Origin of the sequence: Vreelandella populi, assembly GCF_003989825.1 — a bacterium.
Taxonomy (GTDB): domain Bacteria; phylum Pseudomonadota; class Gammaproteobacteria; order Pseudomonadales; family Halomonadaceae; genus Vreelandella; species Vreelandella populi.
Window position 1 is genome coordinate 18,572 of sequence record NZ_RZHE01000005.1, and the last position, 25,981, is coordinate 44,552.

The 25,981-nt window shown below is 58.0% G+C and carries 24 protein-coding genes; 23 read left to right on the plus strand and 1 reads right to left on the minus strand.

The genetic code is table 11. From position 1 onward, the window contains the following. The first annotated feature begins 23 nt into the window (after positions 1-23). The 10 genes from ribF to ELY25_RS04820 all read left to right on the plus strand — a co-directional run bounded on the left by ribF (position 24) and on the right by ELY25_RS04820 (position 8,991). Positions 24-1,067, plus strand: coding sequence for a bifunctional riboflavin kinase/FAD synthetase (ribF, locus tag ELY25_RS04775; protein ID WP_126950149.1), 1,044 nt, complete (start codon positions 24-26; stop codon positions 1,065-1,067). A 7-nt stretch (positions 1,068-1,074) separates the two neighbouring features. After that, on the plus strand, positions 1,075-3,906 hold the full coding sequence (ileS, locus tag ELY25_RS04780) for an isoleucine--tRNA ligase (protein ID WP_185856302.1): 2,832 nt from the start codon (positions 1,075-1,077) through the stop codon (positions 3,904-3,906). Continuing rightward, the gene (gene lspA / locus ELY25_RS04785) at positions 3,899-4,444 is read left to right on the plus strand and encodes a signal peptidase II (RefSeq protein ID WP_126950151.1); all 546 of its coding nucleotides are present in this window, start codon (positions 3,899-3,901) and stop codon (positions 4,442-4,444) included. Before ileS ends, lspA begins: the two co-directional genes overlap by 8 nt. A gap of 94 nt (positions 4,445-4,538) precedes the next feature. Beyond that, positions 4,539-4,985, plus strand: coding sequence for an FKBP-type peptidyl-prolyl cis-trans isomerase (gene fkpB, locus ELY25_RS04790; RefSeq protein WP_126950152.1), 447 nt, complete (start codon positions 4,539-4,541; stop codon positions 4,983-4,985). A gap of 74 nt (positions 4,986-5,059) precedes the next feature. After that, positions 5,060-6,037 (plus strand): 4-hydroxy-3-methylbut-2-enyl diphosphate reductase, encoded by a 978-nt coding sequence (gene ispH, locus ELY25_RS04795; RefSeq protein WP_126950153.1) that lies wholly within the window; start codon positions 5,060-5,062, stop codon positions 6,035-6,037. 60 nt (positions 6,038-6,097) lie between these two features. Further along, positions 6,098-6,502, plus strand: coding sequence for a type IV pilin protein (locus tag ELY25_RS04800; protein WP_236995647.1), 405 nt, complete (start codon positions 6,098-6,100; stop codon positions 6,500-6,502). Next, entirely contained in the window at positions 6,503-6,922 is a 420-nt protein-coding gene (locus ELY25_RS04805; protein WP_126950154.1) for a type IV pilus modification PilV family protein, read from the plus strand. After that, entirely contained in the window at positions 6,922-7,386 is a 465-nt protein-coding gene (locus ELY25_RS04810; RefSeq protein WP_236995648.1) for a PilW family protein, read from the plus strand. The genes ELY25_RS04805 and ELY25_RS04810 overlap by 1 nt, the downstream gene beginning before the upstream one ends. Further along, on the plus strand, positions 7,383-7,904 hold the full coding sequence (locus ELY25_RS04815) for a pilus assembly PilX family protein (RefSeq protein WP_126950155.1): 522 nt from the start codon (positions 7,383-7,385) through the stop codon (positions 7,902-7,904). The genes ELY25_RS04810 and ELY25_RS04815 overlap by 4 nt, the downstream gene beginning before the upstream one ends. 64 nt (positions 7,905-7,968) lie before the next feature. After that, entirely contained in the window at positions 7,969-8,991 is a 1,023-nt protein-coding gene (locus ELY25_RS04820) for a tryptophan--tRNA ligase (RefSeq protein WP_126950156.1), read from the plus strand. Between the two features lie 78 nt (positions 8,992-9,069). Here ELY25_RS04820 and ELY25_RS04825 read toward each other — a convergent pair whose 3' ends face one another. Then, entirely contained in the window at positions 9,070-9,588 is a 519-nt protein-coding gene (locus ELY25_RS04825; protein ID WP_126950157.1) for an Hcp family type VI secretion system effector, read from the minus strand. A gap of 624 nt (positions 9,589-10,212) precedes the next feature. Here ELY25_RS04825 and tssB point away from each other — a divergent pair. From tssB to tssA, 13 genes are read left to right on the plus strand one after another with little or no spacing between them, the layout of a single operon-like run. Continuing rightward, the gene (gene tssB / locus ELY25_RS04830; protein ID WP_126950158.1) at positions 10,213-10,719 is read left to right on the plus strand and encodes a type VI secretion system contractile sheath small subunit; all 507 of its coding nucleotides are present in this window, start codon (positions 10,213-10,215) and stop codon (positions 10,717-10,719) included. Between the two features lie 56 nt (positions 10,720-10,775). Next, positions 10,776-12,254, plus strand: a complete 1,479-nt coding sequence (gene tssC / locus ELY25_RS04835; protein ID WP_126950159.1) for a type VI secretion system contractile sheath large subunit — start codon at positions 10,776-10,778, stop codon at positions 12,252-12,254. Positions 12,255-12,269: 15 nt separating this feature from the next. Next, on the plus strand, positions 12,270-12,701 hold the full coding sequence (tssE, locus tag ELY25_RS04840; protein ID WP_126950160.1) for a type VI secretion system baseplate subunit TssE: 432 nt from the start codon (positions 12,270-12,272) through the stop codon (positions 12,699-12,701). Positions 12,702-12,719: 18 nt separating this feature from the next. Next, entirely contained in the window at positions 12,720-14,483 is a 1,764-nt protein-coding gene (gene tssF, locus ELY25_RS04845) for a type VI secretion system baseplate subunit TssF (protein ID WP_126950161.1), read from the plus strand. After that, complete coding sequence (gene tssG, locus ELY25_RS04850; RefSeq protein WP_126950162.1) at positions 14,447-15,469, plus strand: type VI secretion system baseplate subunit TssG; 1,023 nt, start codon at positions 14,447-14,449, stop codon at positions 15,467-15,469. The genes tssF and tssG overlap by 37 nt, the downstream gene beginning before the upstream one ends. A 3-nt stretch (positions 15,470-15,472) precedes the next feature. Next, the gene (tagH, locus tag ELY25_RS04855) at positions 15,473-16,852 is read left to right on the plus strand and encodes a type VI secretion system-associated FHA domain protein TagH (protein WP_126950163.1); all 1,380 of its coding nucleotides are present in this window, start codon (positions 15,473-15,475) and stop codon (positions 16,850-16,852) included. Continuing rightward, entirely contained in the window at positions 16,849-17,400 is a 552-nt protein-coding gene (tssJ, locus tag ELY25_RS04860; protein WP_126950164.1) for a type VI secretion system lipoprotein TssJ, read from the plus strand. Before tagH ends, tssJ begins: the two co-directional genes overlap by 4 nt. Continuing rightward, positions 17,400-18,734: a type VI secretion system baseplate subunit TssK gene (gene tssK, locus ELY25_RS04865; RefSeq protein WP_126950165.1), complete on the plus strand. Its 1,335-nt coding sequence runs from the start codon at positions 17,400-17,402 to the stop codon at positions 18,732-18,734. The genes tssJ and tssK overlap by 1 nt, the downstream gene beginning before the upstream one ends. 3 nt (positions 18,735-18,737) lie before the next feature. After that, a complete protein-coding gene (gene icmH, locus ELY25_RS04870) occupies positions 18,738-19,580 on the plus strand; it encodes a type IVB secretion system protein IcmH/DotU (RefSeq protein WP_126950166.1) in 843 nt (280 codons plus the stop codon). Between the two features lie 8 nt (positions 19,581-19,588). Then, positions 19,589-22,237, plus strand: coding sequence for a type VI secretion system ATPase TssH (tssH, locus tag ELY25_RS04875; RefSeq protein WP_126950167.1), 2,649 nt, complete (start codon positions 19,589-19,591; stop codon positions 22,235-22,237). A gap of 3 nt (positions 22,238-22,240) precedes the next feature. Then, positions 22,241-23,845 (plus strand): sigma-54 interaction domain-containing protein, encoded by a 1,605-nt coding sequence (locus tag ELY25_RS04880; RefSeq protein ID WP_126950168.1) that lies wholly within the window; start codon positions 22,241-22,243, stop codon positions 23,843-23,845. Beyond that, positions 23,842-24,495, plus strand: a complete 654-nt coding sequence (gene vasI / locus ELY25_RS04885) for a type VI secretion system-associated protein VasI (RefSeq protein WP_126950169.1) — start codon at positions 23,842-23,844, stop codon at positions 24,493-24,495. Before ELY25_RS04880 ends, vasI begins: the two co-directional genes overlap by 4 nt. A 10-nt stretch (positions 24,496-24,505) precedes the next feature. After that, positions 24,506-25,963 carry a type VI secretion system protein TssA gene (gene tssA / locus ELY25_RS04890; RefSeq protein ID WP_126950170.1) on the plus strand — a complete coding sequence of 486 codons (1,458 nt, stop codon included), beginning with the start codon at positions 24,506-24,508 and terminating at the stop codon, positions 25,961-25,963. The last annotated feature ends 18 nt before the right edge of the window (positions 25,964-25,981 follow it).

Genomic DNA, 25,981 nt, shown 5'->3' on the forward strand with positions numbered 1-25,981 from the left:
AAATTATCAACGGCTGAGGTGCCATGCGCGTCATTCGAGGTCTGCACAATCTGGCAGCGGTCAATCAGGGCTGCGTGGCCACCATCGGTAATTTTGATGGTGTGCATCGTGGCCATCAGGCGATCTTGCAGCAGTGTCGCGAGCACGCCGCACGCCTGAACGTGCCGCTAAGCGTCGTGGTGTTCGAGCCCCAGCCGCGCGAATATTTTGCGGGTGACCAAGCCCCGCCGCGATTGACGCGCCTGCGCGAAAAGGTTCGCCTGCTGGGCCAGCATGGGGCGGAGCAGGTGGTGTGCCTGCCTTTCAACAATGCGCTTCGAAGCCTAACCGGCCGTGAATTTATCGATCAGGTGCTGGTCGAGGGGCTGAACGTCAAACACCTGGTGGTTGGCGATGACTTTCGCTTTGGCTGCGACCGGCAGGGCGATTTTGCGCTACTGGCGGCCGTGGGCGAGAAGTGCGGCTTCGGGGTAGAGCATACCCGCACCTTCACGGTTGAAGGCGAGCGGGTGTCCAGTTCGCGCGTGCGTACCTTGCTTGCCAGCGGCAATTTTGCAGCGGCGGCCACCCTGTTAGGGCGGGCATATTCGATTGCCGGACGCGTGGTACGTGACCAGCAGCTGGGCCGCACCATTGGTGTGCCTACTGCGAACCTGCCGCTGTTACCCCAGCCGTTAACGCTGCGCGGCGTGTACGCCGTTGAGGTAGCGCTTGAAAACGGCCAGCGTTACCAGGGCGTTGGCAACATCGGCTTTCGCCCAACGGTTGGCGCCAAGCGGCCAACCCTTGAGGTCCACCTGTTTGATTTTCAGGGAGACCTCTACGGCCAGCGCATGACGGTATTTCCCTGTGCACGGCTACGGGGTGAAGTGAAATTCGACAACTTTGATGCGCTAAAAGCGCAAATTGAGCGCGACCAAGGCCAGGCGCATCGCTATTTTGCGACAGCAGTGACTGACCGTAACAATGCGCTACCGCTGGCCTCGGCCCCGCTTGGGCGGGTTTCCAAGACAATTTCTTCTGATCCTTCTTCGGCGGATGACGCTGCCGATGCTAACAACGGCTGACCGAACCATGGACTATAAGCACACGCTAAACTTGCCTGAAACCGACTTTCCCATGCGTGGCATGTTGCCCAAGCAGGAGCCGGGGCGCGTTTCCCGCTGGCAGGATATGAACCTGTACCAGCGTCTGCGCGAAGCGCGGGCGGGCGCACCGCTGTTTGTACTGCACGATGGCCCTCCCTACGCCAACGGCAGTATCCATATTGGTCATGCCGTTAATAAAATTTTAAAAGATATTATCGTTAAATCGAAAAACCTGGCGGGCTTTGATGCGCCTTACGTGCCGGGTTGGGACTGCCACGGTCTGCCCATCGAGCACAAGGTGGAAACGACCCACGGTAAACACCTGGCACCGCAAAAAGCGCGCGAGTTGTGCCGCGAGTACGCGGGTGCCCAGGTCGAAACACAGCTGGCCGACTTTGTGCGTCTGGGGATCATTGGCGACTGGAATCACCCTTACCGCACTATGGACTACGCCAATGAAGCGGGTGAGATTCGCGCCCTGGCCGATATGGTGGAAGCGGGTTACGTCTTCAAAGGTCTGAAGCCGGTCAACTGGTGCTTTGACTGTGGCTCGGCCCTGGCCGAAGCGGAAGTCGAGTATCAGGACAAGAAGTCCGATGCGATTGATGTCGCCTTCCCGGTGGAAGATGCCGACAAGCTTGCCGCCGCGTTTGGCCTGAGCGAACTGCCCAAGCCCGCGGCCGTCGTGATCTGGACCACCACGCCCTGGACCATTCCCGCCAACCAGGCGCTTAACGTTCATCCCGAATTTACCTACGCGTTGGTGGATACCGGTGAGCGCCTATTGCTGCTGGCCGAAGAGCTGGTAGAAAGCTGCCTGGAACGCTTTGGCCTAGAGGGTGAGGTTATCGCCACCACCCAAGGCGAGAAGCTCGATCTGATCAATTTCCGCCATCCGTTCTATGAGCGGCTGTCGCCGGTGTATCTGGCTGATTATGTCGAGTCGGAAGTGGGCAGCACGGGTATCGTTCACTCGGCGCCTTCTTACGGCCTGGACGACTTCAATACCTGCCGCGCCCACGACATGAGCTTTGATGACATGCTGAACCCGGTACAGGGCAACGGCGTGTATGTCGATGACCTACCGTCCTTTGGCGGCCAGATGATCTGGAAGGCCAACCCCAACATCATCGAAAAGCTTGCCGAAGTGGGTGCACTGATGGCACATAAGCCCATCGTGCACAGCTACATGCATTGCTGGCGCCACAAGACGCCGGTGATCTACCGCGCGACAGCCCAGTGGTTCGTCGGCATGGATATTCAGGGTAAAGATGGCAAGACCCTGCGCGAGCGCGCTCTGGAAGGCATTGAAGCGACGCAGTTCACGCCCGCCTGGGGCCAGGCGCGTCTGCATAGCATGATCGCCAATCGCCCTGATTGGTGTATCTCGCGCCAGCGTAACTGGGGCGTGCCGATTCCCTTCTTCCTGCACAAGCAAACTGGCGAGCTGCATCCGCGCACTATTGAGCTGATGGAAGAAGTCGCCAAGCGCGTAGAGGAGCAGGGCATTGACGCCTGGTTTAACCTGGATGCCTTTGATCTGCTGGGTGCTGAAGCGGCCGACTACGACAAAGTGACCGATACGCTGGATGTCTGGTTTGACTCCGGCACCACGCACCGCCACGTGCTGCGCGGCTCGCATCCCCATGGCCACGAAAGCGGCCCGCGCGCTGACCTGTACCTGGAGGGCTCGGACCAGCACCGCGGCTGGTTCCACTCGTCGCTGCTGACCGGCTCGGCAATTGACGGCCATGCGCCATATCGTCAGCTGCTGACTCACGGTTTTACCGTTGATTCACAAGGCCGCAAGCAGTCCAAATCGCTGGGTAACGTCGTCGCGCCGCAGTCGGTGATGGACAAGCTGGGTGCGGATATTCTGCGTCTTTGGGTGGCCTCGACCGATTACTCCAATGAAATGGCCGTGTCTGATGAGATCCTCAAGCGCACGGCGGATGTGTACCGGCGTATTCGTAACACGTCGCGTTTCCTTCTGGGCAACCTGAACGGCTTTGACCCGGCGCGCGATATGGTAGCTTTCGAAGATATGATCGCTCTGGATCGTTGGGTCGTTGACCGTGCGCTGCAGCTGCAGGAGCGCATTCAGAAAGCGTACGACGAATACCGCTTCCTGGACGTTTACCAGCAGGTGCATACCTTCTGCGCGCGTGACCTGGGTGGCTTCTACCTGGATATCATCAAAGATCGCCAGTACACCACTCAGCCTGATTCACTGGCACGCCGCAGCTGTCAGAGCGCGCTCTATCACGTTGTCGAGGCGCTATCCCGCTGGGTCGCACCGATCCTCTCTTTCACCGCGGAGGAGATCTACGAGCATATCCCGGGCGAGCGTGGCGATAGCGTGCTGCTGGAAACCTACTATACCGGCCTGAAGCCCCTTGATGCCGACGCCGAGATGGGGCGCGAGTACTGGGAGGCCGTACTAGAGGTCAAACAGGCGGTGAATAAGCGCCTGGAAGAAGCACGCAGTGAAGGCGCAATCAAAGGCTCGCTGGATAGCGAAGTCACCCTTTACGTCAGCGACGAACTCAATGCGTTGCTGTCACGACTGGGCGACGAGCTGCGCTTTGTGCTGATCACTTCTGAAGCGACTCTCAAGCCGCTTGCGGATGCCGAGGCATCTGCCTATAGCGAGCTTGAAGGACTCAAGGTAGCGGTTGTGGCCAGTACGTTTGATAAGTGCGAGCGCAGCTGGGAGCGTCGCCCGGACGTAGGCACGCATCCTGAGCATCCTACGCTGTGCGAGCGCTCGATTCTTAATCTGCCGGATGGCCCGGGTGAGGTGCGTCGCTATGCCTGAGTCCAAGGAGCCCGTCTCTTCTTCCAGCGCCTGGCCGCCCATGCGGCAGCCGCTGCGCTGGCTGTGGGTGGCGGTCGCCGTTATCGTGCTGGATTTGGCTACCAAGGCGCTTGCCAGCAGCCAGTTGGGTTACCTGCAACCGGTGGAAGTGCTGCCGTTTTTTAACCTGACGTTAATGCACAACACCGGCGCGGCCTTCAGCTTTCTGGCCACCCACCCTGGCTGGCAGCGCTGGTTTTTTGCGCTGATTGCGATTGGAGCGAGCGTAGGCTTAACCATCTGGCTTTCGCGCATCAGGGCCGATGAGAAGGTGCTGGCCATTTCTCTGCCGCTGATTATCGGCGGGGCGCTGGGTAATCTTTATGACCGCCTGGTGCACGGCTATGTGGTCGATTTCCTGTCGTTTCATGTGGCAGGCTGGTATTACCCGGCCTTTAACGTGGCGGATATCGCGATTACCCTGGGAGCCATCGGCTTGATTTGGGAGTCCATCATGGGTGACCGGCGGCGCAGAAAGGCCCATCGGACGACGGCTTAAAAACTGTTTAGGTCAGACAAGACTCCATCAGGTCAATGTCTGGCCAAGCCTTGGTTGGGTTAAGCCAGGGCGTAACCATATAGCGAGCAGCGTAATGAGTGATTACCTGATTGATGACGGGATGGAAGTGACCCTACACTTCACCTTGAAACTTGAAGATGGCACGGTGGTGGATTCAACCAAGGAAAAGGCACCGGCTACCTTTCAGTATGGCGATGGCAATTTGCCCCCGGGCTTTGAGCATCCCATTAAAGGCATGGCTGCGGGCCAAAACGGGTCGTTTCAAATAACCCCTGAGCATGCGTTTGGCCAGCACAACCCGCAGAATATTCAGACGTTGAAACGGTCAGATTTTGGTGACGAAGCGCCCGAGCAGGGAATGGTCATGTCATTTGCCGATAAGGCGGGAACGGAACTGCCCGGCGTGGTCAAAACCATCGAGGGCGACCGGGTTGAAGTAGACTTCAATCATCCGTTGGCAGGGCGTACGCTGACCTTTGAGGTTGAAGTACTCGACGTCAAACCTGTCACCACGCACTAATCTACACGCACTAATCTATTAGTTATTCTGGTTTACTGTTCATCAACGATGCGGCTACGCATCAAGGCGCTATTATGCAATCGACGCAAGCACAGCCCATACAGATCAAATTGGCCAATCCGCGTGGTTTTTGTGCCGGCGTGGATCGCGCTATCGATATCGTCAACCGGGCACTGGATGTATTCGGGCCGCCCATCTATGTCCGCCATGAGGTAGTGCATAACCGCTTTGTGGTGGAAACCCTGCGCGAGCGCGGGGCTGTCTTTGTTGAAGAACTCGACGAAGTGCCGGATGACGTGATCGTTATCTTCTCGGCTCACGGTGTCTCCCAGGCCGTGCAGGCTGATGCTGAACGGCGTGGGCTGAAAGTGTTTGATGCCACCTGCCCGCTGGTCACCAAGGTACATTTGGAAGTCCTGCGTTACGCCAAGCGAGGCCATGAGTGCGTGCTGATCGGGCACGCGGGCCACCCGGAAGTAGAAGGCACCATGGGGCGCTATGATACTTCGCATGGTGGGCATATCTACCTGGTGGAGGACGAGCAAGACGTCGCCAATCTGGCGGTCAACGATCCTTCGAAGCTGGCGTTTGTCACCCAGACGACGCTGTCGATGGATGACACAGCCAAAGTGATCGACGCGCTGCGCGAGAAATTCCCCGAGATCAGCGGGCCTCGCAAGGACGATATTTGCTATGCCACGCAAAATCGTCAGGACGCGGTGCGCGAGCTGGCCGCTGACAGCGATCTAGTACTCGTGGTGGGAAGCCCCAATAGCTCCAACTCCAACCGCCTGCGCGAGCTATCAGAGCGGATGGGCACGCCAGCCTACTTGATCGATAACGCTGATCAAATTGAGGCTGCCTGGCTTGAAAGTGTAGGCCGTATCGGCGTTACCGCGGGTGCTAGTGCCCCCGAGGTGCTGGTAAAAGGAGTAGTTGCCAAGCTGCAATCCTTGGGGGCCGCCGTGCCTGAAGAATTGCTTGGCCGGGAAGAGAACATTACCTTCTCCATGCCTAAAGAGCTTCGCGAGCAGGTAATTGTTAGCAGCTGATGCTGCGTATCGGTTTCTGACATACTCAATACGTATGGGTGGCTGAGACAGGAGCCCCATTTGGCGTTTTTGGTTTACCCCGTCCCGTTACGCGCTGGCTACCCGGTAGGTGGCCAGCGCGGCTTTACACTGATTGAGTTAGTGGTGGTGTTGGCCATTCTTGGCCTGCTAGCTGCCATGGCGTACCCCAGTTTTACCCGTCAACTCCAATCGTCCATGCGTACCGATGCCCATGCGGGGCTCTTGAAGGCGGCCGCTGAGCTGGAACGCTGCCATACCCGTACCTTTGCCTACCATGAGTGCACCATTACGCGCGAGTCGCCAGACCGGCGCTACACCATTACTCCCACAGAAATTACGGCACATACCTACCTGATAAGCGCCTCCTCGGCGCAGGATGATGGCTGTGAAAGCGCCATAACGCTTGATAGTCGTGGGGAGCGTTTGCCCGAGGCCTGCTGGTAGATGCCGCGCCAGGCGGGGTTTTCGCTGGTAGAGGCGCTGATAGCACTGGTGCTGTTGGCGTTTGGGCTGATAGGCATCGCGGCAATGCAGTTGACGTCACTGCAGGGCGCCGCCGCTGGTTTTCAGCGTTCAGTAGCCAGCTTGGCAGCGATTGATGCTCAAGAGCGCGCCTGGGCGCGGCTTTCAACTGCGCAAAGTTGTCAGCGTATTGACCTGACAGCATTGGAGCGTGATTGGCAAGCGCAGTGGCTTGAAGATGCCCATGCGCCGCTTGGTAATGCCGCAGGTACTATTAGTCGCGCTGTAATACATGACAGCTGCCAGTTGACGGTTACTATCGTGGTTAAAGCGCGTGCCTCAGAAGATACTGAGGAGCGCTTCGACTACATGTTTACCCTGCCGGCGTGGGAGGAAACCTAGTGCTTTACAGGCGCCAAGCTGGCTTTACCCTGGTTGAGTTGATGGTTGCCATGGCGATTGGCACCATCATCATTCTGGGAGCCGGGCAGCTGTTATTGACCACGTTTACCACCTTTGAACGTGTGGATACGCTAAGCCGCCAGCAAGAGGCGCTGATCTTTGCCGCCCAGACGCTCACGCGGGATATTCGCCGGGGCCAGGGGCATCTTTATGAGATCAACGACTCACTGGTAGACGATGCCACCTGCGCCTTGCGCCGAGACAGTCAGCCGCTGATTGAAGGGCTTTATAAAGGTAGTAATAAGTGCTCGGCCATTACGCTTTTCGATAAAGATGCCCAGGGTATTGCGGGGCTTCACCACGTCACGCTCACGTTTGCAGGCGATAGCCAGCGTTCCTTTTCATGGCACGTCATGCAGCGTGATCAGATAACCAATCTCGCCCTCCCGGATGATGGATTATGAAGCATCAACAGGGCGCTGCGTTGGTGATCGTGATGGGGCTTCTATCCGCAGCGCTGCTGGTGGGTGTGGCGAGCATGCGGTCCGCGTTGGTGGACGAGCGTTTAGCGGGTAATTTTCGTGCCTATGTACAGGCGCAAATGGTGGAGGAGAGCTTGCTAGTCGCCGTGGCAAGCCATCACCACACCACTCAGCGGGACGCACTTTTTACCCGGTTGTCAGAGGTTCTAGGTAGTGGCGATCATTATCAACTTCAAGAAAAGCAGTTAGCTGAATTGCTTGGCGCGGGCACGCTTGAAGTACTTTCAAGCCATTTACCGTTTACTCAAAAGACTGCTGACGGTAACCCACAGGCAAATAGCCTTGCCGTTGCTATCAAGAAGCTTGATAGCAAACGTATGGCCGTTACGGTGAGCCGCCATGGCCAGGCTGGCACTCAGTCGGATACCCCATCCCAGGCGCAGCTGGTGTTTGTTCAAATGGATGCTGAGCCTCGCTGGCATCTGAACAGCTTTCACTGATGCTATTCGCCACGCGATAGGTGGCGCGTTATCATAGGATTATTTGCCCAAGAGCCTGAATACAATGAGTCAAACTGCTAAAACCCGCGTCCTGACGGGTATTACCACTACTGGTACGCCGCATTTAGGTAACTATGTCGGGGCCATCAAGCCGGCTATTGAAGCAAGCCAGGATCCTAACGTGCAGTCGTTCTATTTTCTGGCCGATTACCACGCGCTGATCAAGTGCCAGGATCCCAAGCGCGTGCAGGAATCGCGCTTGGAGATCGCGGCCACCTGGCTGGCATTGGGACTGGATACCGACAACGCGATTTTTTACCGCCAGTCTGATTTGATTGAAGTTCAGGAACTTTCCTGGATGCTCTCTTGCGTATGCGCCAAGGGGTTGATGAACCGGGCTCACGCCTATAAGGCAGCCGTTGCAGAGAATGAAGAGGCGGGCGATCAGGACGCCGATAAAGGGATTACCATGGGGCTGTTCGGCTATCCGGTGCTGATGGCTGCCGATATTCTGATGTTCAACGCCAATAAAGTACCTGTCGGGCGCGATCAGATTCAGCATATCGAAATGGCGCGTGATATGGCGGGGCGTTTCAATCACCTTTATAAAGGCCAGTACTTTACCCTGCCAGAAGCCGTGGTGAGTGAGAAGGGCGAGGTGTTGAAGGGATTGGATGGGCGCAAGATGTCCAAAAGCTATAACAACACCATTCCGCTATTTTCGCCTGAGAAAAAACTGCAGAAGTTGGTGCGCAAGATCAAGACCAACTCCCTGGAGCCAGGTGAGCCCAAAGACCCGGATACCTGTACGTTATTTCAAATTTATTCGGCGTTTGCCAGCGAAAGTGAAACCGCGGCCATGCGTGAGCAGTACGCAGAGGGTATTGGCTGGGGGGATGCCAAAAACCAGGTCTTTGACTATCTCAACGCACACCTGGCCGCCCCGCGTGAGCGCTACAATGCGTTGATGGAAGACCCCGCCTATATCGAAAGCGTGCTGCAAAAAGGCGCTCAACGCGCGCGTGAAGAAGCGGCTATTACCATGGATAGGCTGCGCAGTGCTGTAGGGCTTGGGCGCTTTATATAGAGCCTTTAAGTATTACCCACTAAAAACCCCTCCCAGCTCAGCTGGAAGGGGTTTTTTAATGCGAGCATCAAAAAAGGCTTAGCCTTCGATGGGTGCGCGCCAGTCGTCCGAGCCAGAAGTGCCAGCAACGGTGTGTTCCCAATCAATCTTGCGGTACGCCAGAGAAACGTCCATCAGCTGGGTAAACTCAGCCTTGTTGATGTCCTGAGCGTGCGGCATGCGCAGGTTGATATCCACGATAGTGGCATCGGTCAGCGTAGTGGTGAAGAAGTGCTCCTGCTTACCTTCAACGGAGGTGCGGTACCATTTCAGCGCAACGTTCGGCAGCATTTCACCAGAGGCGAGTGCGTTGTACATCAGCGGCACGGCCTTGTTCAGGGCGACCGTAAAGACAAACGGCTTATGAGCACGCTGGCCGGAAGGCTGGCCTGACTGCGGGTCGGTCGGCACGGTGACGACGTGCTTGAACTCTTGTACCAGCATTTCATCTTCATGGCCTTCAACGTAGATGTTGCCTACGGAATCAGGGGTGAACGCGCCGGCAGTGATGTTGCCCTGAGTCTGGCCTTCAATGCTGATATAACATGGTGTTGGCATGGTCTGCTCCTTGACGAAAAAGTCATTAATGTCCAACGGACACGAGTATATAAGGCAAATCTTATGCCAAATGTATTAATTTATTTTAATTCAACAGTTTGTGGATTATCCAGAAATTAATTTAATCATAATTAGGCAATGAGTTGCTTGTTATAAAGCAAGTTGTTGCTTCGCTGGCAATAAATTGCTTGCTTTGAGTATTAAATAAAAATAGTGCGGCTTCCTTTTATTGAATGATACATTCTGTATTTAAAAGTAAATAATGTGTTTTTTTAATTAGAATAAATTGTAGTTATTGCCTTGCTTACCCTCATGTTTATTTAATTGAAGTGTATTTCCTTCCTTGCGATTTGTACGTAAAAAAGGACAGTTTTGTTAAGAGATTGACGACAGTTTTTGTAAGATATTTCTTACAAATCAACTGATTTTTATAAAGTATAATTAATTATATGTTTATCTGTTTTTAAGATCGCTGAAAATGCAGAGGAAATGACGATTCCTTAGTGCAAAGTGTTGTCTCAATTTAAAGGTGTAAGTAGAGATTTCATGCTTATTTCGTTACCTTTGTTTGATTAAGAATTATTCGCTGTTACATTTTGAAAACCTCTTTCAGGGCGGAGTAACATGGCTAAGCAAGGGACCGTTGCGCCAAAAGAGCGCATTAACATCAAGTATGTGCCAGCAACTGATGGCCAGCAGGCTGATACTGAACTTCCGTTAAAACTGTTGGTTGTTGGCGATTTTAAAGGGGGTGAAGAAGAAACTCCTATTGAAGAGCGCCAGGCTGTTTCAGTTGATAAAAATAACTTCCAGTCTGTAATGCGTGAAGCGGGACTGACACTTAATACAGCGGTGCCTAATCGTTTGGATGATAGCGAAGAGCCATCCGATATGCCTGTTGATTTGACGTTCAAGTCGCTGGACGACTTCTCTCCGGATGCCATCGCTAAACAAGTTCCCGAGCTGCGCAAGCTGGTTGAGTTGCGTGAAGCACTTGTAGCTCTGAAGGGGCCGCTAGGCAATGTCCCGGCATTTCGTGACCGTTTGCAGAAGCTCCTTGAGAACGATGATGCTCGTCAGCAGCTGTTAAACGAGTTGGAGTTGCTAGATACAGATCGCAAGAGCGAATAACGGTTTATCGCAAGTAGCGCATCTATCAAACGGCAAAACGATTTCGAGGCACAGCGATGAGTAAAACGGCTAAGCAACAAGCGACAGTAACTGAAGCAGCGGAAGGCTCGCTTCTGGATCAGGTGATGGCGCAAACGCGAATGGCGCCAGCGGATGAAGGGTATGACGTTGCCAAACAGGGCGTGGCAGCTTTTATAGCGGAGCTTTTGAACAGCAACGACGAAGCGCCCAAGGTCAACAAGTCGCTTGTTGATAGCATGATTGTTGAACTTGACCGCAAGATTAGTCACCAAGTTGATGAGATTCTGCACGAAAGCGAATTTCAGCAGTTGGAGTCTGCCTGGCGAGGTTTGAAACTTCTCGTTGATCGCACCGATTTTCGTGAAAATATCAAGCTGGACGTTTTGCACGCGACCAAGCAAGAGCTGCTTGATGATTTCGAGTTTGCCCCGGAAATCAGCCAGAGCGGCCTTTATCACCACGTCTACAATGCGGGTTATGGCCAGTTTGGCGGTGAGCCTGTTGCCGGTATTATCGGGCACTACGATTTCACGCCCTCAACCCCGGATATGAAGCTTCTGCAATACTCCGCCGCGGTCGGTGCGATGGCTCATGCGCCCTTCATGTCGTCGGTTGCACCTTCTTTCTTTGGTATTGACAGTTTCGAAGAATTACCCAATATCAAGGATTTCAAGGCGATTTTCGAAGGCCCGAAATACGCCCGCTGGCGCAGCCTGCGCGAATCAGATGACGCACGCTATCTGGGGCTGACGGCTCCACGTTTTCTGCTTCGCACGCCCTACGACCCCATTGAAAACCCTGTTAAAACCTTCAACTACCGCGAAACCGTTAGTGAAGATCACGAGCATTATCTGTGGGGCAACACCTCTTACCTATTGGCCGAGCGCTTAACGGACAGCTTCGCTAAATACCGCTGGTGCCCGAATATTATTGGCCCACAAAGTGGCGGTGCCGTAGAAAATTTGCCGGTTCACACCTATGAGGCCTTTGGTCAGCTGCAGGCCAAGATTCCAACGGAAGTCCTGATTACCGACCGGCGTGAGTTCGAGATGGCCGAAGAGGGCTTTATCTCGCTGACCATGCGTAAGGGTAGTGACAACGCGGCGTTCTTCTCCGCTAACTCCGTGCAAAAGCCGAAGGTGTTTCCCAATACCGCTGAAGGCAAGGCGGCAGAAACAAACTTCAAGCTGGGTACTCAGCTTCCTTACATGTTCATCATCAATCGCCTGGCGCACTACGTCAAAGTGCTGCAGCGCGAGCAGATTGGCTCCTGGAAAGAGCGTCAGGATCTGGAACGAGAGCTCAATGCCTGGATTCGTCAGTATGTAGCCGATCAGGAAAACCCGCCGGCAGACGTGCGCAGCCGTCGTCCCCTGCGCGCCGCCTCCATCCAAGTATCCGATGTTGAGGGTGAACCAGGCTGGTATCAGGTCTCCATGTCGGTACGTCCGCATTTCAAATACATGGGGGCAAACTTTGAGCTGTCATTGGTCGGACGTCTCGACAAGGAATAAAGGGCTGGCGGAGTCATGGCAACTGACCGTAGCGGTTTGTTAAGTAGTCGGTTGTTTGAGCGCCTTGCTACATCCCATCAATCCGCGCCTCTTGAAGAAGAGGCGCAGTTGGTAGAGGTAGTCGAGTCGATCAAACGCCACTTGGTTGAATTGCTCAATAGCCATCCTGGCAATAGCCCCTGCGCGCCTGATCTGGGCCTACTTGATTTCAATGACGCCACCATTGGCGTGCTGGATCTGGAACTCAATATCCAGCACGCCATTCGTCAGTGCATCGAGCGTTTTGAGCCGCGAGTAAAGCGGGTGGATGTTGAGTCACTACCCAATTCCGGCGACCCGCTGCAGCTGCGTTTTCAGGTTCATGCCACGGTGGCGTTAGGCAGAGAAAGTACGCTTACCTCCATCGACTTGCTGTTAAACAACAAGCGTTATCAGTGTCTCAATTGATTGACCCGAGGGGCACGCATGCTCAACCGTTATTATCGTGACGAACTCAATTTTCTAAAGCGCCAGGGGCGCGAGTTTGCACAGGCAAACCCGAACCTCAGCCGGTTTCTGTCCGAGCGCAGCACGGACCCGGACGTTGAGCGGCTGTTGGAAGGCTTTGCCTTTCTGACCGGGCGCATGCGGGAAAAAGTGGAAGATGAGTTTCCGGAGCTTACCCACTCACTGATCAGCATGCTGTGGCCGAACTACTTGCGGCCGGTGCCCAGCATGACGGTTGTGCAGTTTACCCCCATGTGGCACTCCCTGAGCCAGTATCAGCAGGTAAACCGGGGAACCGAGCTTGCCAGTAACGCTGTCGAAAACACGTCTTGTCTGTTTCGTACCTGTCATGACGTCACGCTTTATCCGCTGGAACACGCGGGCGTAGAGGCGCGGCATACGCGGGAAACCTCGTTGGTCGAGTTGTTTATGGATGTACATAGTGACCAGCCCATGAAGGATCTGGGCATCACGTCACTGCGCCTGCATCTGGGCGGTGATACCTATACGGCGCGCACGCTCTATCTATGGATGAGCCACTACCTGACCCGCCTTGAAATCGACATCGATGGAAAGCGCCAGACGCTGCCAGCCAACGCATTGAAGGCCGTCGGGTTCGAGCGCGACCAGGCGCTGCTACCTTATCCAAGCAATGTGCATCAGGGGTATCGCATACTGCAGGAGTACCTCTGCTTTCCAGAGGCGTTCCACTTCTTTGATGTGCAGGGTCTGGACCAGGTATTGCCTGATGCGCCGGCCAAGCGGGTCACGCTTCGCTTTGTCTTTGCACGCCCGTTGCCGACCGATGCGCGTATCCAGAACGAGCACCTGGCCCTTTACTGCACGCCAGCGATCAACCTCTTTGAGCACGATGCAGAGCCCATCGATCTGACTGGTGAGCGCAGCGAATACCGCATTCGGCCCAGCAGCAAGGCCCCCTCACACTACGAAATATTCAGTGTGGATAGCGTGGTAGGGCGTCTGGAAGGTGAACAGAGTACGTCGAAGACAACGTCACGGCGGTATGTGCCGTTCGAAAGTTTCCAGCATCAGATCGAGCGCGACAAAGGGCGTCAGGCGCTTCATTTTCGCGTGCGTGTCGGTAACAGCCTGCGTAGCGACGGGTTCGATCACGACATTGCGTTTATACGTGAGGACGAGCAGGCGTGCCTGGGGCGGCGGGAGACCATTTCGCTCGCCCTGACCTGTTCCAATCGCGAGCTGCCCGAGCGGCTGACCGTTGGTGATGTCTGCGTCGGCACGGAAAAGAGTCCCTCTTTTGCCACGTTTTCCAACATTACCCGACCCACGCCGGTACTTCGACCCGCCATTGATGACGGGCTTTTGTGGATTCTGATCTCGAACCTGTCGCTTAACTATCTCTCGCTGCTCAATCGCGATGCGCTGTGTTCGGTATTGAGGGCGTATGACTTCCGCGCCCTGGTAGACCGCCAGGCCGAGCGCATTGCCCAGAAGCGCTTGACGGGAATTATCAGTATCGACACCCAGCCGGTTGATCGTTTGCGCAAAGGGCTGCCGGTGCGCGGCTTGCGCTCTGTCATGACGCTTGATCAGGACGCGTTTGGCGATGAAGGCAGCCTGTACCTGTTTGGTAGTGTGCTCGCCCGATTCATGTCGCTTTACGCCAGCATCAATTCGTTTCATGAGCTTCAGGTCATCAATCGCCATAACCAAGAGCGCTACGTATGGAGCTTACAGGAAGGGCAGCAGCCACTGATGTAGCGCTGGCGCCCTTGCTCGACAAGGCGCGACGCTACGAATTTTTCCAGCTGGTCGAGCTGCTGCACCGTCATCACGGCGATGATCAGGAGCGGCGGCATGGCGGTAGCGTGCCGTCATTTCAGCGCGTGCGCTACAAGACCTCTGCTTCGTTGGGCTTTCCAGGCAGCGACGTACTGACACTTGAGGCCGATGGGCACGGCCAGTATGAGATGGAAGTCAGCTTCCTGGGGCTGCAGGGCGCGCAATCGCCGTTACCCAGCTACTACCTGGAGGCGCTGGCTCACGAGTCCGCGCATCAGGAGGGAGCGGCCGGCGACTTTCTGGATTTCTTCAACCACCGCCTGCTGACCCTGATGCACCAGAACTGGCGGAAATATCGCCACTACGTGCGCTATCAGGACAATGCGCGGGACGGCTTTTCGGCGGCCGTATTTGCACTGGTAGGGCTTGCCGATGACGACCTTCGCGGCGAGACGCCCATCAACTGGAGCAAGATGCTGGCCTATGCCGGGCTTCTGGCAGGGCGCTCGCGCTCTCCGGATGTGGTCATTGGTATTGTCAGCCACTGCTTTGACTTGGCCCGTGTGGAAATCGAGGAGTGGATTCATCGCTGGGTGGATATTCCTCCGAATCAGCGTAGCCGCATGGGGCTGTCGGGCATGACGCTGGGCGAGGACATGGTTGCAGGTGAGCGGGTGGCCGATGTGAACGGCAAATTTGCGCTATGCCTTCGCGGGTTGAGCCTTGAACGCTTTCGCGACTTTCTGCCCGACGGTGAAGAGCATCAGCCGTTAAAGACACTGGTCAGCTTTGTACTGCGCGAGCCGCTCGCCTACGACCTGGAGCTTGAGCTGCTGAAAAGCGAGGTCAAGCCCATGCGCCTTGGCGATGCCGGGTCCTGCCAACTGGGCTGGACCACCTTTGTAGACCCTGATGGTGACGATACCTCGACGCGTCGCCGTGTACGCATTCAGATGATGAGTTAACGCATGCAAGTCGATCCGTTTGACGCCTTAACGCTAGTGGTGGTGAACAGCGAACAGCTGGAAGGCCGTTCGTCCAGTAGCTATGTCTTCCAGGGCGAGGGAGGAACCCTTGGCAGCAGTGATTATGACGACTGGCTGCTGCAGGACCACGCCGGAAGGGTACGCCCCCAGCATGCTGAAATTACCAAGATCGATGGCAAATTCTGCCTGATCGACTGCAGCGGCCACACCTTTATCAACCGCGCCACGTTGCCGGTAGGCCGCAATCGGAAAGTCGCCTTGCGCGATGGTGATGAGCTGACGATCGGAGTGTATCGCTTGAAGGTGCATACCGGCGACCGTCACGCCTGGCAGCCCGGCATGCATTCGCTTACCACATTGATCGACGAAGAGCAGGACGACGTTACAACGTATGAACACGCCGCCTGGCCGATGGGAAGCGAGCCAGCGGGGCGTTATCAGGCCCAGCAGGAAGACCCGATAGAAGCGCTAGGGGGTGTTGTTCCCGGTTCGCTGCAGCATGACCCCATGGTCGCGCTGGATAAAGACGCCGCGCCGCCAGCCACCCTGGAGCCCCTGGACACAAGCCCCAGCACGTACCGCAGTCACACTAACGAATGGCGCCAGCAAGAGCAGCGCGACGAAGCGGTACGCCTTCCCGATATCAAACCCTTGAATGGCACCACAAAACAGAGGAGCAGTGGCATGGATGAACGGCAGCTAAACGACTTGGAGCGCTCTGTTGGCGAGCAACTGGAAGATCGCTGGCAGCAGCCTACTACGCAGGCGCTGAGCCATGTGGGTGCCGACCCGCTGCTGAGAGGGCTAGGGCTCGATCTGCCATTTCAAAACAGCGAAGAGCAGCAGGCGTTTCTAGAAGAAGCTGGCCAGACGCTGCGCGCCACTATCGATGGTCTGCGTCGACTGCAGCAAAGTCAAAACGATAGCAAGTATCCGCTTCGCGACCGCCGCTTGCAGCCTATCGAGGACAATCCTTTGCGCCTGGGGCTTACGTTTGAAGAGACGGCGGAGACCATGTTCTCGGCACAGCGCAGCCCCGTTCATCTGTCGGCCCCTGAGGCGGTGGCCGAGAGTCTGCGTCATCAAGGTCAGCATCAGGCGGCGGTCGAAGAGGCCATCGGCCAGGCGCTGGGCGCCATTCTGGATGCCTTCTCGCCCGAGGCGCTGCTCAAGCGCTTTCATGCCTACCGCGGTGCTGGCAATCGTATCGAAGACGAAGGCAGCTGGGCCTGGGAAATGTATCAGCACTACTACCGCGAGCTGAACTCTGGCCGCCAGCAGGGCTTTCAGAAGCTTTTCTGGGAAGTATTCGAGCAAGGCTATGACCAGTCAGTACGCCGTCAGCAGCGGGAGGAGGCATGAGCGCGCCAGGCCTGAATGTAACGGCCTTGCGCCTTGCTGGGCTGTTCTGCCTGGTGCTCCTTATGGCCGGTTGTGCATCGACCCGGGAGGCTGCGGGCAAGACGTGGCAGGTAATGCGCGACCCTGCCATTCCGGTGGGCTACCCCGAAGACCGTCCGACGACGGTAGATATCAGTATGGTGGCCGAGCCCAATGTAAACCCCAATGTGGAAGGGGATGGCACACCGCTGCGCTTTCAGGTGCTGCAGCTCAAGGATGACTCCATGCTGATGGCGGCTGACCTGAGCCAACTGCATGCAGACCTGGAAGCCGCACTGGGCACGAACTACCTGACCCACGACGACTTTACCCTGCTGCCGGGCCAATGGAAGTTCTACGAGCCGTTCGCGGTTGATGAAGAGACACGCTACATCGGGCTGATCGCTTTTTACGCCACGCCCAACGAGGCGGAATGGAAAAAGGTCGTGAAAGTCGCCAGCCGTGGAGAGCACTACCACCTGCTGGTTCACCTCCGTGACAGTGAAGTAGAGCTAAGGAAGGAGGAGTAATGGCTAGCCGCAATCGAGTGGTATGGAGCGAGGGCCTGTTTATCAAGCCCCAGCACTTTCAGCAGCAACAGCGCAGCCTGGAAGGGCTTTTGGATACGCGCCTCAAGGGGGTCAGCCACTACCTCTACGGATTTTTATCCCTTGAGCTTAATAACGAGTTTCTCAGCTTTGGGCGCATAGCGATCAGCCGGGCCAGCGGCGTCACGCCCGATGGGGTGGCCTTTCATTTGCCTGCAGACGACGTCGAGCCGACGCCGCTCGAGATTGATGATGCCAGCATTACCAACCAGGTGGTCTACCTGGGCCTGCCGTTGGCCACCGACGGTGTAGGTGAAGTGCGCTGGCCAGAAGATGACCTGCCAGGGCGCTACCGCCTCTCCTCGCGCAGTGTGCGCGACCTTCACTCCCAGGATGGCGCCACCGCCGAGCTTGAAGTCGCGCGGGTTTCACCGCGTCTACTGCTTGAGCGCGATGATCGCAGCGGCTATGCCTGCCTTGCCGTGGCACGTATCGTCGAGCGCCGCCCGGACGGCAGCCTGGTGCTGGATGAGCAATTCCTGCCCACGCTTTTGAACGTACAGGCGGCACCCGGCTTGCAGCGGTTCGTGGGTGAAATGGCAGGCCTGATGCGTGAACGTGCGCGCAATATCGCCCAGCGGCTTTCCACTCCTCACCAGGCAGGCGTTGCCGATGTGTCTGACTTCATGCTGCTGCAGCTGCTTAACCGCTCTCAGCCCCGTTTTCAGCATCTGGCGCGCCTGGGGCAGCTGCATCCGGAGCGTCTCTACGAGACCATGCACGAAATTGCCTGTGAGCTGGTGACCTTTACCGATGAATCCCGGCTGCCGCCGGAGTGCCCGGCCTACGATCACGACCATCCCGAACGGGCCTTCAAGCCGTTGATGAAGATGCTGCGTCAGGCGCTTTCTACTGTGCTTGAGCCGCGAGCAGTAGCGATCCAGCTGCAGTCGCGCCGCTTTGGGCTACTGGTCGCACCGCTTTCCGATCTCAGCCTGATCGAATCTGCCGAGTTCATTCTCGCCGTGCGTGCCGACATGCCCAACGAGCGTCTGCGCAAGCTGTTCCTGCAGCAGACCAAGGTCGCCAGCGTCGAGCGTATTCGCGATCTCATCAGCCTGCAGCTGCCTGGCGTACCGCTTGAGCCGCTGCCGGTGGCTCCCCGTGAGCTGCCTTATCACGCCGGCTACACCTACTTCCAGCTGGATCGCCAGAGCGAAGCGTGGGGAATGCTTAACGGCGCCAGCGGCTTTGCGTTCCACGTGGCCGGGGAGTTCCCAGGTTTGGAAATGCAGTTCTGGGCGATCAGGAGTTAAACCATGCAACATCTTGTCACCGATGGGCAAAGCTCGACCCGCGGGCGCGCCGCGCCGCATAAGATGCGCCACGAAGACCTAATCAACGAGCGGGGCCTTGAGCATCTTATCCATAGCCACGCCGAACAGCTCGATGCTGACGAAGACTACTGGTTCCGACTGCGGGGGCATAACCTCAACCCCCTAGTGGATGCCGCCAGCAGTCTGCTGGGCATGGTGGTTCGCGTTCGTCAGCTCGACAGTGCAGGCGATGTCGAGCGCCTCTATCGCCAGGTGGTCGACGAAATTGCCGCCATCGAGATCGAGCTGACCGAACAGGGCTACGACCGTGCCACGCTGCTCGCCTACCGCTATGTGCTCTGCTCGTTTATCGATGAAGCGGTCATGGGCATGCCCTGGGGGCGGCAAAGCAAGTGGGCCGAACACTCGCTGCTGACCCGGTTTCATAACGAAACCTGGGGCGGAGAAAAAGTGTTCTCCATCCTGGCGCGCCTGCAGCAGGAGCCCCAGCGCTATCGTGACATGCTCGCCTTTATCTACCTGTGCCTGTGCCTTGGGTTTGAGGGCCGTTACCGCGTCATGTCTCACGGGCGCGATGAGTATGAGCAGATCGTTCGTGCTCTAGGCGACCAGCTCTCCTCACTTGAGCAGCCCGCTGAAGACACCCTGACCCAGCCGCTTAAAAACGTGGTGCAGGGGCGTTCGCAGCGCACGGCCAGCTTTCCGACCTGGGGCATCTTTGCGCTGTTCACCCTTGCCATGGTCGCGGTGTACCTGGGCTTCTCCTGGTCGCTCGATCAGCAGGCCGAACAGATCACCACGCTTCTCAACCAACTTTATCGCTAGGAGTTACCATGCTCAGGGTAGAGCTACCGGCACTTATTGATCGCCTTAACATCATTGCTCGCCAAGGGCTTGAGCAAGCGGCCGTGCTTTGCGCCCAGCAGCAAGCGCCTGAAGTAACCGCCGGGCATCTGCTTCAGGCGATGCTCGACCAGCCGCTATGTGATGTGCGCTGCATCTGTGAAAGCCTCACGGTCGATACGGCCGCCTTGCGTGCCCAGTTGGCAGAAGAGACGCGCCCGCCGCGCAACCTGGAAATAGCGACGCCCAGCTTTTCACCGTTACTCGTCGAGTTGCTGCAGGATGCATGGCTGCTGGCATCCACCGAATATCAGCACCAAACCTTACGTAGTGGCACCATATTTACTGCGCTGCTGCACAATCCGGAGCGCTACCTGGGCGTCGGTTCCGTGCGGCTGCTTTCCGAGATCAACCGGGAAAATTTGCGCCGCCACCTCAATCGCCTGACCGCCGACTCGGCAGAAGCACCGCAAGAGGCGGACGCCAGCGCCCAGCGTACCGGTACCTCTGGCCCAAGCGATGACAGCGCGCTTGGCCGCTTTGCCACCTCGCTCACCGAGCAGGCGCGCAACGGCGAGCTGGACCCGGTGCTCGGCCGCGACCCTGAAATCGATCAAATGCTTGATATCCTGGGACGTCGGCGCAAGAACAACCCAATCGTGATCGGCGATGCTGGCGTTGGCAAAAGCGCTGTGGTGGAAGGGCTGGCCGCGCGTATCGTGGCAGGCCAGGTGCCCACCGCCCTGGCGGGTGTAGAGCTTTTAACACTAGACCTGGGCGCGTTGCAGGCAGGGGCCGCCGTAAAAGGCGAGTTTGAAAAACGTCTCAAGGCCGTGATCGATGAGGTCAAGAACGCCCCGCGCCCGACGCTGCTGTTTATCGATGAAGCGCATACGCTGATTGGCGCGGGTAATCAGGAGGGCGGGGGCGACGCTGCCAACTTGCTGAAACCGGCGCTGGCGCGTGGTGAGCTGCGCACGATTGCCGCGACCACCTGGCGCGAGTACAAGAAGTACTTCGAGAAGGACCCGGCGCTTTCGCGGCGCTTCCAGCCTGTGGCACTTTCCGAACCCAGCGTTGAGCAGGCTTTGGTGATTCTACGCGGGCTGCGGGACGTGTATGAGCGCGCTCATGGCGTACTCATCGGCGATAGCGGCCTGCGCGCCGCGGCATCGCTTTCTGCCCGCTATCTGGCCGGGCGACAACTGCCCGATAAAGCCATCGACGTGCTGGATACGGCGTGCACGCGCCTGGCGCAAGCGCTGGATACACCGCCGCGCAAGTTGAGCCACCTGCAAAGCGAATACACCGCCGCCCTGCGCGAGCGCGACCAGCTGGCCCGTGAAAAACTGCTGGGCCGCGAGCCGGATGCCTCGATGGGCCAGGCGCTCACTGAGCGTCTGGCGGCACTTGAAGCCGAGCTCGCTACCCTGGAAGCCGCCTGGCAGGAGCAGCGTGAATGCGTCGACGCTATCGTCACGCTGCACCGCCAGTTGTTGGATGCCGATGTCGCAAGCGAAAGTAACCAAGACGATGAGCAGCCGACCGAGCCGCGCTCGCCCGAACAGCTACACGCAGAGCTTGCCGAACGCGAGCAGCAACTGACGCGCCTGCAGCAGGCCCATGCGCTGGTGAACCCAAGCGTTGAAGAAGCCCAGATTGCCCAGGTCATCGGTGACTGGACGGGGGTGCCGGTAGAGCGCATGACCAGTGATGAACTGACGCGCCTGACCGAACTCCCTACGCATCTGGGTAGCCTGATCAAGGGGCAGGACATTGCGATCGAGCGGGTGCACCGCCATCTGCTGACCGCGCGTGCGGATCTGCGCCGCCCGGGCCGCCCCTTGGGGGCCTTCCTGCTCGTCGGCCCAAGCGGCGTGGGCAAAACGGAAACCGTGGTGCAGATCGCTGAGCAGCTGTACGGCGGCCGCCAGTTCCTGACCACCATCAATATGTCCGAATACCAGGAGAAGCACACGGTCTCCCGGCTGATCGGCTCGCCCCCTGGCTATGTCGGGTTTGGTGAAGGCGGGCTTTTGACCGAAGCCATCCGTCAACGCCCTTACTCGGTCGTTCTGCTGGATGAAGTGGAAAAAGCCCACCCGGATGTGCTCAACCTCTTCTATCAGGCGTTCGACAAGGGCGAGCTTGCTGATGGCGAAGGGCGGCTGATCGATTGCAAGAACGTGCTCTTCTTCCTTACCTCCAATCTGGGCTATGAAGCGATCGTTACTCACAGCGAGGATGCCTCGGCTCTGGATGAAGCGCTTTACCCAGAGCTTGCCGAGTTCTTCAAGCCGGCCCTGCTGGCGCGCATGGAAGTGGTGCCTTACCTGCCGCTCAATGGCGATACGCTGCGCGATATCGTCAACGCCAAGCTCACGACCTTGGCCACGCGCATCCGTGAACGCCACCGCCAGGCCGAGGTAGTGCTGGAAGACGCCTTGGCCGAAGCCATATGCGCGCGGGCCACGCGCAGCGAAAATGGCGCGCGCATGCTTGAATCGGTCATCGATGGCGAGCTGCTGCCGCCGCTTTCAAGGGCCTTGCTTGAGCGCATGGCACGCCGCGAGACGGTTTCCAGCGTGGTGCTGGGAGTAGACCCCAAAAACGGCACCTTCACCGCAGAGGTTGCCTAGCCCATGACGCAGCCCGTTGCCCCTACCGCCGCTGGCTCGGCGCTATCCGTCGAGCTTTCGGCCATGCCGTTGGCGCTGACGCTGGTGGAGAGCCACTGCGCGGCGACGCTACGCCAGCGTTCGGCCACGCTGTTAAAGCGCCATTTAGGGCTTGTGATGGCGGAGTGCCTTTACATCGATGGCAGCGGGCGCTGGTTGGGCCGTGACGGTGATGAGGACCAGTTCGACTGCGGCGATTTTCATCACCCTTATGCCCACGTTATCCGCAGTGGCAAGCCGTTGACACTGAGCGTTGCCGATGCACGTATTCGCCTGGATCACCCAGGCTTTCAGGCCCAGGTAGCAACGCTTGGGTCTGCGCTGCATCTTCACATACGGCCGCTGCGCGGGGTCGAGGGCGGGCGTGAATGGCTAGGAGTGATGCTGCTGGCAGGGACGTCGGCAAGGTTGAAGGCGCTGGCGGAAGACACCGGCATGGCGGCTTTTGAAGCACTGCTGTGCCGGCTATGGATGCGCCTTGCCCGCGAGCAGGGCGAGCGGCACCGCTCGCAGATCCTGCAGGACTCCTTGGCCAAGCTCAACGATGGCACGCGGCGCCAGGCGCTGGCCGACCAGCTGGCCGAGGACCTGCTCGGCCAATCTGCCGCTATGCAGGCACTGCGCCGGCATATCGTGCGGGCGGCAGAGACAAACCTGGCGGTGCTGTTACAAGGCGAAACCGGCACCGGCAAGGATCGCGTGGCGCGCGCCATGCATCAGCTCTCGGCGCGGGCGAAAGGCCCCTTCATGGCGATCAACTGCGCCGCGATTCCCGAGGCGCTGCTGGAGTCCGAGCTGTTTGGGCATGGCAAGGGCGCTTTTTCAGGAGCGGATCACGCCCGCGAAGGCCTTATCAGCCAAGCTGATGGCGGCACGCTGTTTCTCGATGAGATCGGCGACATGCCGCTGGCCCTGCAGGCCAAACTGCTGCGCGTACTTGAAAGCGGCCGTTACCGCCCGCTGGGGGAAAACGAAGAGCGCTGTGCCGACCTGCGTGTGGTGGCGGCAACGCATCAGCCCTTGCGTGAGCAGATCAAAAAGCAGCGATTTCGTGCCGATCTCTACTACCGCCTAGGCCAATTCCCCATCACCCTGCCGCCCTTGAATGAGCGCCGCGACGATATCGCTCAGCTGGCGCAGGCCTTCATCACCGATTTCTGCGTACGGGAAGGGCGCGACGAGATGGGTATTACACCCGCCGCATTGCGGCTGCTTTATCGCCGGGATTACCCGGGCAACGTACGCGAGCTTAAAAACGTGATCGATTACGCCTGCGCGATGACGCCCAACGGCGCCGACATCGACACCTATCTGCTGCCCGGCGAACAGGATAGCCAGGTTGCAGACAGCAGCCTGGATGACGTGGCGGCCCCAGTTGAAGAGATGCCGCTTGCGCTGCCAGGTGACATTGATGATCTGCGTCAGACGCTGCGTGATATCGAATCCACCATTATCCGCCAGCGGTTGCGTCTTTTTGGAGGCAATCGCGCCCAGGCGGCGCAAAGTCTGGGGCTGCCCAAGCGAACGTTGGCCCATAAATGTCAGCTACTGGAACTGGATATCAAATGAACGCGATGCTGCTAAAACGCCAGTGGACAATCGGGGGCTTGCTGATGCTCTGCCTGTTGGCCTGTCCCCCTTCCCAGGCCGGTGAGCAAGACACGCGGCTCAAGAGCGCCCAGACCTGCGCGGAAGAAACCTCCCGCCTGGAGCGCCTGAACTGTTACGACGCGCTCTTTCTGGAAGCCAATGTCAGCGTTGACGACGACGAGCTGCCTGCGCTATGGCAAGCCATTGAGCGCCAGGAGGCCGCAAGGCCCGATGAAAACGTCGGTCTGATAGTGCACGAAGCAGGGGATAGCGTACGGGTTAGCGTGCCGGCGCTTGGCACGACCCCGCCCAGACCCATCATGGTGATGGCCTGTGAAAGGCTGATCACCCGCTTCCAGCTGCATCTGCCCACACCCATCAGTGGCGCACGCGTGGATCTGCGGTTAACGGGAGGCGGGCATACGGTGCAGCAGCAGTGGCGCGTACGCGACGCGGGCCGGGTGGTCAGTGGCGGGCGAGGCTTGCCCGCCATCGACACGCTTCGCCAGCTGCTGGGTGCCGAGGAAGTCACGCTACATAGCGACGTAGCGGAGCTTGATGGGCTGCGTTTCAACGTGGCGGGGCTGCGTCAGGAAATTGCTCCGCTGCGCGAAGCGTGCCGCTGGTAAGGGAGGTTTAATGCGAATTACTGCCGAGTCACACCTAGACCCCTTGCTGGCCCCGCTGCCCGCTAACGCCGAGGGCGCATCGGTAGGCGAGCCGGTGGAAGATAGCAGCGACTATCTGACGCTGGATGAGGAAATGATGAAGATTGGCTCGCTTCAGCACGCCAATGTGCAGTGGGAGACCGCCGAGACGCTGGCCATCCGCCTGCTAAGCGAGCGCAGCAAGGACCTGAAAGTGTTGGGCCACCTGATGCACTGCATGCAGCACGGAGGCAATGGCGTGCGTTTTGCGCTCTCGCTGCGCCTGCTGGCCCGAAGCATTGCCCAGCCTTGGTGGGAGCACGCCTACCCGTTTGCAGGAAAACGCGGTGCCAAGATGCGCCCCCGGCTGTTTCAACAGCTGATCCAGCGCAGCATCAAACTTGTATCGACGCTCGATTTTCATAATGCCGAGGATGAGTTTGACGCCTGCCAGGCTTCGCTGACAGAACTTGAGCACCAAGTGGCCGAGAAGGCGTTGCCGGATGAGGCCCTGACTGAGCTAAGCCGCCAGCTAAAGGCCAAGCGACCAACCCAGCAGGCTGCTCAGAGCGCTTCTCCGTCATCGGCTGGCGAGCAATCGACAAGCCAGCCGGCGGCTCGCCAGGAGCAGGCGACCACCACGCCTTCGGCGGCCAAGGCGCCCGAGCTGCGCCTTGAGGCGGGCAACGAGCGTTCGAACCGCCAGGCGCTGCTCAAGATGGCGGAGTTTCTGGGCGAGCAGTCACCGGGCGAACCGCTGGCATACCGCCTGCGCCGCTATGCGGTATGGAGCACGATTCAAGCGCTGCCCGCGGCCAAGGAGAACGGCAAGACCGAGCTTGCGCCGGTCTCGGCGGATCGCGTTGCCGACTACCGCGAAGCGCTTGCCAAAGGGGGCGACAACGAACTGTGGCAGCGGATCGAGAATAGCCTGGCGCTAAGCCCCTATTGGCTGGAAGGCCACCGCTTGAGCGCCGGGCTTGCCAAACAGCTTGGCCACTCCCGCTGTGCCGAGGCGATCCGTGATGAAACGCAACGGTTCGTGGAGCGCCTGCCGGGTATCGAGGCGCTCACTTTCAACAGCGGTGCTTCATTCGTCGATGAAGAAACGACGCGTTGGCTATACAGCAACGAAAACAGTGGTGGCGCGACGGGTGGCGGTAGCGAGGCTTGGCACGCTGGGCTTGAAGAGGCACGCGAAGCCGTGGCGAGCGGGGATCTCGGCACGGCACTCAAGGTGCTTGATCAGGGCTTAAGCAGTGCCAGAACGCCGCGGGAAAGCGCGTACTGGCGCCTGGCCAGCGCGGATCTGCTGCATGAGACCGGGCTTGAAAGCCTGGCACAGCAACACTACCGCACGCTGCACCAAACGGTAACGGAACTGGCACTAGAGCAGTGGGAACCCGCGCTGGTATCGCGCCTGAAAGCCGCAATTCAAGAAACGCACTGACAACGGTCAATATTAAAG